The 12919-nt window shown below is 69.4% G+C and carries 6 protein-coding genes and 1 pseudogene; 4 read left to right on the plus strand and 3 right to left on the minus strand.

All coding sequences use genetic code 11. From position 1 onward, the window contains the following. Position 1: 1 nt before the first annotated feature. On the plus strand, positions 2-1885 hold the full coding sequence (locus ACIPSA_RS13080; RefSeq protein ID WP_402632889.1) for a rhamnogalacturonan lyase: 1884 nt from the start codon (positions 2-4) through the stop codon (positions 1883-1885). A gap of 65 nt (positions 1886-1950) precedes the next feature. Here ACIPSA_RS13080 and ACIPSA_RS13085 read toward each other — a convergent pair. After that, a pseudogene (locus ACIPSA_RS13085) lies at positions 1951-4613 on the minus strand (cellulose binding domain-containing protein). Between the two features lie 89 nt (positions 4614-4702). After that, on the minus strand, positions 4703-7621 hold the full coding sequence (locus tag ACIPSA_RS13090) for a glycoside hydrolase family 48 protein (RefSeq protein WP_402632891.1): 2919 nt from the start codon (positions 7619-7621) through the stop codon (positions 4703-4705). 258 nt (positions 7622-7879) lie between these two features. On the opposite strand from ACIPSA_RS13090, the gene ACIPSA_RS13095 reads away from it, so the two are divergent. Together ACIPSA_RS13095 and ACIPSA_RS13100 are read left to right on the plus strand one after the other, a co-directional pair. Further along, positions 7880-9349 (plus strand): cellulase family glycosylhydrolase, encoded by a 1470-nt coding sequence (locus ACIPSA_RS13095; protein ID WP_402632893.1) that lies wholly within the window; start codon positions 7880-7882, stop codon positions 9347-9349. 28 nt (positions 9350-9377) lie between these two features. After that, positions 9378-11084: a glycoside hydrolase family 6 protein gene (locus ACIPSA_RS13100; RefSeq protein ID WP_402632895.1), complete on the plus strand. Its 1707-nt coding sequence runs from the start codon at positions 9378-9380 to the stop codon at positions 11082-11084. 27 nt (positions 11085-11111) lie between these two features. Here the strand turns inward: ACIPSA_RS13100 and ACIPSA_RS13105 are convergent, their stop codons facing one another. Further along, a complete protein-coding gene (locus ACIPSA_RS13105) occupies positions 11112-11882 on the minus strand; it encodes a phytanoyl-CoA dioxygenase family protein (protein ID WP_402632897.1) in 771 nt (256 codons plus the stop codon). 124 nt (positions 11883-12006) lie between these two features. On the opposite strand from ACIPSA_RS13105, the gene ACIPSA_RS13110 reads away from it, so the two are divergent. After that, positions 12007-12918 carry a class I SAM-dependent methyltransferase gene (locus ACIPSA_RS13110; protein ID WP_402632899.1) on the plus strand — a complete coding sequence of 304 codons (912 nt, stop codon included), beginning with the start codon at positions 12007-12009 and terminating at the stop codon, positions 12916-12918. The last annotated feature ends 1 nt before the right edge of the window (position 12919 follow it).

Here is a 12919-nt window from a genome sequence, read left to right on the forward strand (position 1 = left end):
CGTGAAGCACTCGCATCCGCACGCCCACCGCAGACGCAGCAGCGCCGTCCTCCGCGCGCTGACCGCCACCGCGGCCCTGATCGGCGCCGGCCTCACGGCTCTGTCCCCCGGCACCGCCGAGGCGGCCACCGCCAGGCAGGTCGAGGCCCTCGACCGGGGCGTCGTCAGCGTCCACACCGACAGCGGCAACCTGATCAGCTGGCGCTGGCTCGGCACGGACCCCGACGACGTCTCCTTCAACGTCTACCGCGCCGGCACGAAGGTCAACGCGACCCCGGTCACCGGGGCCACCGACTACTTCCACTCCGGCGCCCCGGCCCAGGCCGACTACACGGTCCGGGCGATCGTGGGCGGCGTGGAGCAGGCCGACTCGGAGCACGCGATCCAGTTCCGCACGGGCTACAAGGACGTCCCCATCACCCCGCCCGACGGAGGCACCACCCCCGACGGAGTCTCCTACACCTACGAGGCAAACGACGCCTCCGTCGGCGACCTCGACGGCGACGGACAGCTGGACTTCGTCCTCAAGTGGCAGCCCACCGACGCCAAGGACAACTCCCAGTCCGGCTACACCGGCGACACGATCCTCGACGGCGTCAAGCTCGACGGCACCCGCCTGTGGCGCATCGACCTGGGCCGCAACATCCGCTCGGGCGCCCACTACACGCAGTTCCAGGTGTACGACTACGACGGCGACGGCAAGGCCGAGGTCGTCATGAAGACCGCCGACGGCACGGTCGACGGCACCGGCACGGTGATCGGCAGCGCGTCCGCGGACTACCGCAACTCCAGCGGCTACGTGCTCTCCGGCCCGGAATACCTGACCATGTTCAACGGCCTCACCGGCAAGGCGATGCAGACCGTCGACTACGTCCCGGCCCGCGGCACGGTCTCGTCCTGGGGCGACTCGTACGGCAACCGCGTCGACCGCTTCCTCGCCGGGACGGCCTACCTGGACGGCACCCGTCCCTCCCTGATCATGGCGCGCGGCTACTACACGCGTACGGTGATCGCGGCCTGGGACTGGCGGGGCGGCGCCTTCACCCGCCGCTGGACCTTCGACACCAACTCCTCCACCAACACCGGCAAGGGCTACGACGGCCAGGGCAACCACCAGCTGTCCGTCGCCGACGTGGACGGCGACGGCAAGGACGAGATCGTGTACGGCTCGATGGCCGTCGACGACAACGGCTTTGGCCTGTGGACGACGAAGAACGGCCACGGCGACGCCATGCACGTCGGCGACCTGGACCCGTCCCGGCAGGGCCTGGAGGAGTTCAAGGTCGACGAGGACTCCACCAAGCCCGCGTCCTGGATGGCCGACGCGAAGACCGGCCAGATCCTGTGGTCCACACCCGCCGACGGTGACAACGGCCGGGGCGTGTCCGGTGACATCTGGGCGGGCAGCGCCGGCGCCGAGTCCTGGTCCTCCCACGCGGACGGCGTACGCGACCCCGCCGGGACCGTCGTCGCGAGCCGCAAGCCCTCCAGTACCAACTTCCTGTCCTGGTGGGACGGCGACCCGGTCCGTGAACTCCTCGACGACACCCACATCGACAAGTACGGCACCTCCGCCGACACCCGTCTGCTGACCGCCTCCGGCGTCCACTCCGACAACAGCACCAAGGCGACCCCGTCCTTGTCCGGCGACATCCTCGGCGACTGGCGCGAGGAGGCCGTCTGGCCGACCACCGACAACACGGCCCTGAGGATCTACTCCACGCCGTACGAGACCACCACCAGGATCACGACCCTCCTGCACGACACCCAGTACCGCACGGCCCTGGCCTGGCAGAACACCGCATACAACCAGCCCCCGCACCCGAGCTTCTTCATCGGCGACGGGATGGCGACGGCCCCGCGGCCGACGGTATACACGCCGTAGTCGACGGTATGCAATCTACGGAATGTGGGAGGGCGCGTACCCGGTGCGGTACGCGCCCTCGGTCGTCAGACGACCGTGCAGGTCTGGTCGCCCAGCTTGAACGACGTCGGCTTCGTGTTGGCGCCCGACCAGCTGCCGGTGAAGCCGAAGCCCACCGACGAGCCCGCCGCCACCGTGGCGTTCCAGCTCACGTTCTTCGCGGTCACCGCGGCACCGGACTGCGTCCAGTCGGCGTTCCACAGCTGGGTGATCTTCTGGCCGTCCGCGAAGGACCAGCCGAGCGACCAGCCGGTCCAGGCCGCCGACCCCGTGTTGGTCAGCTGCACGTCCGCCTGGAAGCCGCCCGACCACTGATTGATGATCTTGTAGGTGACCGCGCAGACACCCGTCGGCGTCGGATCCGTACCGCCACCGCCACCGCCGCCTCCACCGCTCGTGTCGGAGCTGTCCCCGTAGACGACCCCGCGCCCGTTCGTCGACACGTACACCCGCCCGTACACCCTCGGGTCACCGGTGATCGCCGCGCCCGTCCACCCCCACTGGTGGGCGTCGTCGTTGATGCGGGTCCAGGTCGCGCCCTTGTCGGTCGAGCGGAAGATGCCGCGTACGCCACCGATCTTCGCGCTGGTGTACAGCGTCTGGTACGAGGCCCCCGTCGCCGCCTTGCCGAAGCCGATCGTGTCGGCCTGCTCGACGCCGGGCAGCTTGGTGAAACTCGCGCCGCCGTCGGCCGAGTGCCACAGCCCGTACGCCCCGTCGCTCGCCCCGCCCGCCAGCCACACGTCGCCCTTCGTGCCGGGCAGCGCCTTGAAGCGCACGCTGTCGCCGCTGGGCAGGCCGGTGGCCAAGGACACGGTGAAGGTCGCGCCACCGTCCGAACTCGCATAGAACTTCCCGGACCTGAAGCCGTAGAAAGTCTTCGGATCGACCCGGTCGGACTCGACGACCGCACCGGCAGGGATGCCGCTCGACGCGGACCAGGACGAACCGAAACCCGTCGTGTACTGCACACCGGTGCCCGCCGGGCTCCATACGAAACGGCTGCCGTCGGACGCGGACGCCACCGTGCCGCCGCCGCTCACGCCCGAAGGGTCCGTCCCGGCGAACCAGTTGGCGCCGTTGTCCGTCGAGAACGCGATGTGCGGGCCCGAGTCCAGGTTGCCGACCCGGACCACCGTGCTGGGGTTGGCCTCGGCGAAGTCGACGCTCGTGGTCGTGGTGAAGGTGGGCGAGGTGTACATCATCGACGGCACCTTCGTCAGATCCGTGTGCCGGAAGCCGCCGATGTCACCGAGTGCGCTGAAGAGCTGGGCGCCGCCGGACGGGGGAGAGGCCAGGTCGTCGACGGACGTCTCCTCCAGGCCCTGCACCATCGGCTTCACCGTGAACTGGCCGCCGCTGTCCCAGTTTGTCAGATTCTCGGTGCCGTAGAGCGTCGCGCCCGTCCCGTACATCATCCGGGCCGAGTCGAACGGGTCGATCTCCAGCGACTCCGTCATCCAGCCCAGTTTCGGGCTCTGTTCGGGAGCGGACGGATTCACCCCGAAGGTCAGCCAGGGGGAGGACGACACGTCGATCGTGTACCGGTTCGAGCGGCTGGGGTAGAGGTGTAGTCCCAGGCCCTCGTCCAGGTGGCGGCGCTGTCGGTGGAGCGGAACAGCTGGGTGTCCGGCCACCAGGAACTGTATGCGGTGGCCATGATGGTGCCGGGATGCTGCCGGTCGACCGTCAGCCCGCTGAAACCGTAGTAGGTGTCCGTCTCCGCGACCGGGCTGATGTCGGTCCAGGCACCGGTCGCGGTCGCGTACCGCCACAGCCGGCCCTTGCCGCCGTCGTACGGGCCACCCTTGTCGCTGTATGCGATGTACAGAATTCCGTTCTTCGCGTCCAGCACACCTTTGTGTGCCAGGTATCCGGTCGGCTGCCCGGCCAGCCGTGACCAGCTCGCGCCCCCGTCCGTCGACCGGTACACCGCGTTGTCCTTGTCGGCCACCCCGACGTAGATCGTCTTCGTCGCGCTGCCCGGCGTGCCCGTGGAATCGTCGAAAGTGACCCAGACGATCCCCTGGTTGTCACTCGCATACCCGGTCGTGTCACCCGGATCCTGCTGGTAGTTGCCGGGGTTGGGGAAGCTCGTGACCTGCGACCAGGTGGCCCCCGAGTCCGTCGACCGCCACAGGCCCTTGCCGCTGGGCGCGCCCAGGTAGAGCACGCTGTCCTTGTTCGGGTCGATCGCCATCCGCTCGCCCATGCCCCGGCCGGGCATGTTGCCGCCCAGCTTGAACGGCAGGTCGGTCTTCTGCCAGCTCGCGCCCCGGTCCGAGGAGCGCAGCACGGCCCCGTTCCCGGGATCCCAGCTGTTGGTCTAGGTGCCGACCGCCGCGTACACCTTGTCCGGATCGGCGGAGTCGGAGGCCAGGCTGACCACTCCCGTGTGCCCCCAGTCGTTCCAGCCGACCGAGTCCAGCAGCGGGGTCCAGGTCTTCGTCGACTCCTGCCAGCGGTAGGCGCCGCCGATGTCGGTGCGTGCGTAGATGAGGTTCTTCTCGGAGCGGTTGAAGACGATGCCGGGGACGAAGCCGCCGCCGTCGATCCGGGCGTTCTGCCAGGTGTACGTGTCGGCCGCGAGGGTCACCTTCGGGGTGCTCGCGGCCAGCGCGGGCGGGCTGCCCGCGAGCAGGCCGGCGGTCAGCGCGAGCACGGCCGTGAGGATGCGGGATCTTCGCACGGTGGGGGTCCTCTCCTGATGGCGGGGGTGGAAAGGCGCGCAGGGCCGGGCGGTCCCCAGTGCGGGTGGGGACCGCCCGAAGCGTGGTGCTATTCGAGGAGCTCCGCGTACGAGCCCATGGCCAGGGCGATGTCCGCCTGGGCCCAGAAGCGGTGGTAAGTGAAGCTGGGCACGGCGCCGCCCGCGAGGTAGCTCTCGATCTTCGACCAGGCCGGGTCGTTCTTGTAGAAGGAGCGCAGCGAGGTGAAGGTCGACGAGGAGTTGACGGCGTCGCCGTTCGGCATCCTGCCGCTCCAGCCGCTCGGGACGTACACACTGTCGTCGAAGCGGTTGTAGTCGGCGCGGGTCTCCGGGACTGCGATGCCCAGGCTGTCCCGGTAGTTGGCCCACATGCCGTCGAGGAGCGCCTTGGCGGTCGACTTCGCGGTCGCGTCACCGGACTTGGCGGCGTAGTACGTCAGGGTCTTGGCGTACGCGGCGGCCACGCCGACGTCGTCGGTGTAGTCGGCGACGGTGACGTGAAGTCCGCTGTTGGAGCCGGGACTCGACGCGTTCCAGGTGTCGGGCTGGCCCGACCACTGGAGGGTGGAGGGGATCAAATACGTGCCGTCGGGGTTGATCGTGGTCTTCGACAGCGCCCAGGTGACCCACTTGTCGAGGACCGCCTTCGCGGTCGCGTTCCCCGTCTGCTGGTAGTACTCGGCGACCCGCTCCATCGACCACGCCTGGAAGCCGAACCACTGGTTGGACGGCGGGTCGTGGTAGACGGGCTGCCAGTCGTAGTACATGCCGTAGAAGGTCGGCGTACCGGACGGCGGGGTCGCGTACCGGCCCTGCCAGCTGTTGGTCGCGCCGCCCGCGATGGCGCCCTCGGACGACTGGAGCCAGCGGTAGAACTCCAGCTGCCGGCCGAGCGAGGTGGCCCAGTCCGCGGCACCCGTCGCCGACTTGGGCTTCAGGTCGGCGTACGAGCTCAGCGCGTAGGCGGCCAGCGGATTCTGGTACCCGCCGTGGACATGGCTGGAGCCGATGCGCCAGGCCCAGCCCGCGCTGGAGTCGGTCGCGCCGCCCCAGGCGTAGTACCAGGACAGCAGATAGTCGGAGGAGTTCTTGCCGGTGCCTGCCGCGCAGGCGGACGGACCGACACAGTTGCCGATCTTCTTGAAGTACTTGTCGTACATCGCGTACCGCAGATAGTCGCCCATCTTCGCCGCCTTGCCGACGGTGGCCGACACGTCACCGCCCTTGCCCTGCGCCTTCGCCCAGACGTCCGCCCAGTACGCGGCCTGCACCGCACGCGCGTCGGCGTCCGGGGCGTCCGTGTACTTCCACTGCTTGGCGTACGAGGAGTCGCCGGTGAACAGGTCCAGGTAGCCGTTGGTGCCGCCGTACTTGAAGGCGTCGCAGGTCGGCTGCGGAACCGTCTCCCAGACCGATTCCTGCGGTCCGCGCTGGAAGGTGTTGATGTACGACGGTCCGGTGGCCGTCGGGCCGGCCTCGCACGTGCCGGGCTCGTTGCCGTAGCCGTAGACGTTGTCGACGTCCTGCAGCCAGTGCATACCGTAGACATCATCCGTACCGTATGCAGTCTTCAGTTCACCGGCGATCGGATCCGATCCGACCGGCACCGACGTGTCCAGCTTCGCCGGGTACTCATTGGGTGTGTCCAGCTCGGGTGCGTACGTCGCCGGCTTCGAGGCGTTGTAGAAAGAGTTGGTCGGCTGGTCGGCGTGCGTCGGGATCATGTATTTCTCCATCAGATCCCACGCGCCGTTGAACTTGGTCCAGTCACCCGTGACCTTGCCGTACATGGCCTGCAGCCAGAGAAGGTAGCTGTACGCCTCCGACGTGGTCTCGTGACCCTGGTCCGGGGCCTCGACGATCAGCGTCTCCACCGAGTGGTAGGGGATGCCCTCGGGGGAGAAGTAGCCGTTCGCCGGGTTGGTGATCTTCCCGTAGAGGTCCAGGAAACGGGCGTCGTACGCCTTCGACGCCGCCAGCTCCGTCACGGTGACCGCCGCCTTGGTGTAGCCGGTCGCCGAGGCGGTGAAGGTCGCCGTGCCCGTGCCGGAGGAGTCCGCGGTGATGGTCACCGTCTGCGCGGTGTTCCAGTCGGACGGCGTGAAGGTGAGCGAGGAGCCGCCGGTGACGGACAGACCCGTGTTGCCGTCCGTACGGGCCACGCCCACCGTCACATTGGCGCCCGGCTGCGCCGACAGCTTCACCGAGAAGGTGCCGGTCTTCCCCTGCTGGACGCCCAGCTGCGTGGGCGAGGCCACCAGGGCGGGACCCGGGGCGACCGTGATGCCGACGGGAGTGGAGGAGGCGGAGGCACCCAGACTGTCGTACGCCTTCGCCACCAGAGAATGACTGCCCACGATCAAACTTGAGACGGAGAGCGCGTACGGGGCACTCGTGTCCGTCCCCAGCAGCGTGGTGTCGTCGTAGAACTCGACCTTGCCGATCGTCGCGTTGTCGGCCGCCGCCGCGGTCGCCGCGAGCGGGACGGCGTCGCCCTGCGTGTACACCGCTCCCGCGGCCGGGCTGGTCAGCACGGTGACCGGCGGCTGGTGCGCGCCGGTGCAGGTGGTGCCGTTGACCGCGAAGGCCGTGGGGGCGGTGTTGGTGCCGCTGTAGGAGAACTGCGCGCCGGCCGAGACGGCCGCGCCCGCGGCGATCGTCCCGTTGTACGTGGCGTTCTGCACGGTGATCGACTGGCCGGACTGGGACCAGGTGCCGTTCCAGCCGTTCACGAGCTTCTGGTTGCCCGTGTAGCCGTACGTCAGGGTCCAGCCGCTGATCGTGTCCGTGCCGCGATTGGTGATCGTGAGGTCCGCCGTGAAGCCGGAGCCCCAGTCGTTCGTCCTGTAGTCGACGCTGCACTGGACTGTCGCCGCCTGCGCGGGAGTCGCGCCCGTGGCAAGCATCGACAGGGGAAGGGCGAGTGCCGCCACGACGGCGGTCCACAACCGCCGCACGGCTCTGCGTCCGGTGTGTCCGGGATGCATGTGCTGGTTCCTCCTTGCGCCTGCGGCTCGGAAAGAAGTCAAGGCTTGAACCAGTGGGAGCGCTCCCATAGTGAGGACGAGGGCGGGGGCGGTCAAGGTGCTTGAAGAGTCGAAAAGATTCGACGGACGCCGTTGAGGAAAAGTCAAGCGACTCCCCTGTCCTTTGCCGTCACTTGGCGCTACCTTCCTTCGCACCAGTGGGAGCGATTCCGTTCAGTCGACGCGTCCGCCACGCGTCCGAGCTGCAAGGAGTCGCTCATGCGACACCCCCCGCGTTCAGTACTTTTAGCCGTCGTCGGCGCGGCCGCCCTTGTCGGGGCCGCGCTGGTGCCGGTGGTCTCGGCGTCCGGGGCCACACCCGCGTGCACGGTGGAGTACTCCGTCACCGGCCAGTGGGACACCGGCTTCCAGGGTGCCGTGAAGATCACCAACAACATGGCCGCGCTGAGCGGTTGGACCCTCACCTTCGACTTCGCGAACGGCCAGAAGGTCACCCAGGGCTGGAGCGCCAAATGGTCCCAGTCCGGCACCACCGTGACCGCCGCCAACGAGAACTGGAACGGCGCGCTCGGCACCGGCGCGAGCGTCAGCGCCGGATTCCTCGGCTCCTGGTCGGGGAGCAACGCCGTACCGGCCACGTTCAGGCTCAACGGGACGACGTGCAACACGGACACGGAGCCGTCACCCACCCCGACCGAGCCGCCGGGCAACACCACGGCGCCCGCCCTGCACGTCTCCGGTAACAAGCTCGTCGACGCCGACGGCAGGACCCGCCGGCTGCTCGGCGTGAACCGCTCCGGCGGTGAGTTCATGTGCGTGCAGGGATACGGCATCTGGGACGGCCCCGTCGACGACGCGGCGATCAAGGCGATCGCCGACTGGAAGGCCGACACGGTCCGCATCCCGCTCAACGAGGAGTGCTGGCTGGGCCTTTCCAACGTCAAGCCCGAGTACGCGGGCGCCAACTACGTCAACGCCGTCAAGGACCTGGTGGCCCGGGTCGAGGCGCACGGCCTGACACCGGTCCTCGAACTCCACTGGTCCTACGGCCAGTACACCGGCAACTCGGCGGGCTGCTCCGACGTGCACGCCACCTGCCAGAAGCCGATGCCCGACATGCAGTACACCCCGTCGTTCTGGTCCTCCGTGGCCGGCACCTTCAAGAGCGACCCGGCCGCCGTGTTCGATCTGTTCAACGAGCCGTACTCGGACCGGGCGACCTCCACCAGCACCCAGGCCTGGCAGTGCTGGAAGGACGGCGGCACCTGCCCCGGGATTTCGTATGAAGTCGCCGGTATGCAGGATCTCGTCGACGCCATACGCGGCACCGGCGCCACCAACGTCATCATGGCCGGCGGGCTCGCGTACTCCAACGACCTGAGCCAGTGGCTGACGTACAAGCCCACCGACCCGACCGGCAATCTCGTCGCCGCGTACCACGTCTACAACTTCAACACCTGCGCGAGCGAGAGCTGCTGGAACTCCACCCTCGCCCCCGTGGCGGCCCAGGTGCCGCTGGTCGCCGGGGAGATCGGTGAGAACACCTGCTCGCACGGCTTCGTCGACCAGGTCATGAAGTGGTTCGACGACCAGAACCTGTCCTACCTCGGCTGGACCTGGAACACCTGGGACTGCTCCGCCGGCCCGTCCCTGATCTCCAGCTTCGACGGCACCCCCACCGCGTACGGCATCGGCCTGCGCGACCACCTGCGCGCCATCAACCCGTAGCCCCCACGGAAGAAGGAAGCCCGCACTCATGAGCCGTACCAGAACAGCGATACTCGCCGCCCTGGCGCTCGCCGCCGGAACCTGCGGGGCGGCCCTCACCACCTCTCCGGCCAACGCCGCCGCGACAGCCGTCCCCTGCACCGTCGACTACAAGGTGCAGAACCAGTGGGACACCGGCTTCACCGCCGCCGTCACGGTCACCAACAACGGTGCCGCCAAGACCAGCTGGTCGGTCAAGTGGTCGTACGCCGGCAACCAGAAGGTCACCAACTACTGGAACACGAAGCTCACCCAGAGCGGCACCGCCGTCACCGCCGGGAACGAGACCTACAACGGCACCCTGGCGACCGGCGGTTCGGTCGGCTTCGGCTTCAACGCCTCCTACAGCGGCACCAACGCGATCCCCACCGCCTTCACCCTCGACGGTGTCACCTGCAACGTCGACGACGGGAGCAGCGGAGGCGGCGGTGGCGGCACCGGCAGCCGCGTCGACAACCCGTACACCGGCGCCAAGGTGTACGTGAACCCGGAGTGGTCCGCGAAGGCCGCCGCAGAGCCGGGCGGCAGCCGTGTCTCCAACCAGCCCACCGGCGTCTGGCTCGACCGGATCGCCGCCATCAACGGCACGAGCACCAGCATGGGCCTGCGCGCCCACCTGGACGCGGCCCTCGCCCAGAAGGGCAGCGGCGACGAGGTCGTCCAGCTGGTGGTCTACGACCTGCCGGGGCGCGACTGCGCCGCCCTCGCCTCCAACGGCGAACTCGGCCCGACCGAGATCGACAAGTACAAGACGCAGTTCATCGACCCGATCGCGGCGATCCTCTCCGACAGCAAGTACGCCTCGCTCAGGATCGTCACCACCATCGAGATCGACTCGCTGCCCAACCTCGTCACCAACACCGGCAGCCGGGCCACCGCCACGGACGCGTGCAACACCATGCTCGCCAACGGCAACTACGTGAAGGGCGTCGGCTACGCCCTCGCCAAGCTCGGCGCCATCCCCAACGTCTACAACTACCTCGACGCCGGCCACCACGGCTGGCTCGGCTGGGACGACAACTTCGGCCCTGCCGCCACCCTGTTCAAGCAGGCGGCCACCAGCGAGGGCGCGACCGTCGACGACGTGGCCGGCTTCATCACCAACACCGCCAACTACAGCGCCCTGAAGGAGAACAACTTCACCATCAACGACACCGTGAACGGCACGTCCGTCCGCCAGTCGAAGTGGGTCGACTGGAACCGCTACGTCGACGAGCTCTCCTTCGCACAGGCCTTCCGCGGTCAGCTCGTCTCGGTCGGCTTCAACTCCGGCATCGGCATGCTGATCGACACCTCCCGCAACGGCTGGGGCGGCACCGCGCGCCCGACCGGCCCCGGCCCGCTGACCAGCGTGGACACCTATGTCGACGGCGGCCGCTATGACCGCCGCATCCACGTCGGCAACTGGTGCAACCAGTCCGGCGCCGGCCTCGGCGAGCGCCCGCAGGCCTCCCCGGCGACCGGGATCGACGCCTATGTGTGGATGAAGCCGCCAGGCGAGTCGGACGGCTCCAGCACCGCCATCGCCAACGACGAGGGCAAGAGCTTCGACCGCATGTGCGACCCGACGTACACGGGCAACGCCCGTAACGGCAACAACATGTCGGGCGCCCTGCCGAACGCGCCGCTGTCCGGGCACTGGTTCTCGGCCCAGTTCCAGCAGCTGATGCAGAACGCGTACCCGCCGCTGTCGTGACGCGGTGACCGCCGTCCGCCGGGGTCGTCAGTCCTCCAGGGACAGGCCCCGGCGGATCGCGCGCTCCACCGCCGAGTAGTCACCGTCCGGCCGCTCCAGCTCATACGGCACCGCCGGGTGCAGCGGAGGCTGGGCCATGAAACGCGGGCGGGTGCCGTGGTGCGGCTGGGCGGCGTGCACCAGGAACGGGTGGCACAGAAAGACGTCGCCGGGGCGGCCGGTGACGTACGCGAGCGGGCGGTGGGCCGACGCCCCCACCAGCCGCGGGGCGATGTCGAGTCCGGACACGCCCTCCTCGCCGTACGGCTCCAGCAGCGGCGGCACGCCGAGGTGCGAGCCGACCCGGACGCGGGTCGGGGCGTCCTGCTCGGTCACCTCGCTGAACAGGAACAGCATCAGCAGCGCCCGGTCCCTCGACCGCAGATTGGTGTGGTACCAGGTCGCGCCCTCGGGGAGATAACTGCCCTCGATGTGCCAGCCCGCGTCGTCCGGCTCCTCCTCGTGCGGGAACCGCAGCGGAAAGGTGCCCAGCGAATAGCGCGGCTGCCAGCGGCCCTCGCCCACCAGCAGGTCGAACGCCTCATGCAGCGCGGGGGAGTTGGCGGCGGCCGCGAAGGGACCCTGCGCCATGCCGCCCACCCGGACGACCGGGTCCTTCCAGGTGCCGGGGTCCTCCGGGTCGTACCCCGTCTCCCGCCACAGCAGCCGCGCGCAGTCCTCGGCGACGCGCTGCGGGAAGGCGCCCTCGATCTTCACGAACCCGTCCGCGAGGAAGCGCTCCACCAGTTCGTCGTCCATCGGCCCATCCTCGACGATCCGGCTTGCCGTACGCACCCAGTTTTTTGCCGCCGCGGCAACAGAACTGGCCCCGGCGCGGTGCGTCGGCGCACGCTGGCCGCACCCGGACGAGAGGCTGACCAGCATGGCGCACCACCACGAGCACGAGCACAACCACCAGCACGACCACAGCCACACGCGCGGCCACGACCACACCGACATCGACTGGGCGAAGATGGCCCCGCACCTCGAAGCGCAGGCGGAGCTGTTCACCCCCGTCTACGAGCGGGCCATGGCCTGGCTGGCGAAGGAGGTGACCGAGCCGGGGCTGATCGTGGACGCGGGCAGTGGGCCCGGCGTGGTGTCGTGCCTGTTCGCCGAGGCGTTCCCGGGTGCGCGGGTGGTCGCCGTGGACCGCGCCGAGCCGCTGCTGGAGCGCGCCCGCGCCCGCGCCGCCCGCCAGGGCGTCGCCGACCGCTTCGGCACCCTGGCCGGTGAACTTCCCGACGTGCTCGATGAGTTGGACTACCCGGCCGACCTGCTGTGGGCGAGCCGCAGTCTGCACCACCTCGGCGACCAGCGGGCCGGGCTCGCCGCCTTCGCCGCCCGTCTGGCCCCCGGCGGCACCCTGGCCCTCCTGGAGGGCGGCCTGCCCTCCCGCTTCCTGCCCCGGGACATCGGCATCGGACGCCCGGGGCTCCAGGCACGGCTCGACGTGGTGGAGCAGGAGTGGTTCGCGCGGATGCGGGCCGAACTGCCGGGCGCCGTCGCCGAGACCGAGGACTGGCCGGCACTGCTGACGGCCGCCGGCCTGAAGCACACCCGCACCCGCAGCTTCCTCCTGGACCTGCCCGCACCCGCCTCCGACCGCGCCCGCGCCTACGTCGCCGCGTCCCTCTCCCGCCTCCGCGAGGGCCTCGCCGACGCCCTCGACCCCGACGACCGCGCGACCCTCGACCGGCTTCTCGACCCGGCCGACCCGGCGAGCGTGCACCGGCGGCCCGACGTGTTCGTGCTGGCCGCGTACACCGTGCACACGGCCGTACGGCCCCTGTAGC

It is taken from the genome of Streptomyces sp. NPDC086549, from assembly GCF_044746205.1.
In the GTDB taxonomy this organism is placed as follows: domain Bacteria; phylum Actinomycetota; class Actinomycetes; order Streptomycetales; family Streptomycetaceae; genus Streptomyces.

Coding starts and splice junctions, on each gene's coding strand:
- ACIPSA_RS13090 (WP_402632891.1), bottom strand. CDS start 7,621: ATGCATCCCGGACACACCGGACGCAGAGCCGTGCGGCGGTTGTGGACC.
- ACIPSA_RS13095 (WP_402632893.1), top strand. CDS start 7,880: ATGCGACACCCCCCGCGTTCAGTACTTTTAGCCGTCGTCGGCGCGGCC.
- ACIPSA_RS13100 (WP_402632895.1), top strand. CDS start 9,378: ATGAGCCGTACCAGAACAGCGATACTCGCCGCCCTGGCGCTCGCCGCC.
- ACIPSA_RS13105 (WP_402632897.1), bottom strand. CDS start 11,882: ATGGACGACGAACTGGTGGAGCGCTTCCTCGCGGACGGGTTCGTGAAG.
- ACIPSA_RS13110 (WP_402632899.1), top strand. CDS start 12,007: ATGGCGCACCACCACGAGCACGAGCACAACCACCAGCACGACCACAGC.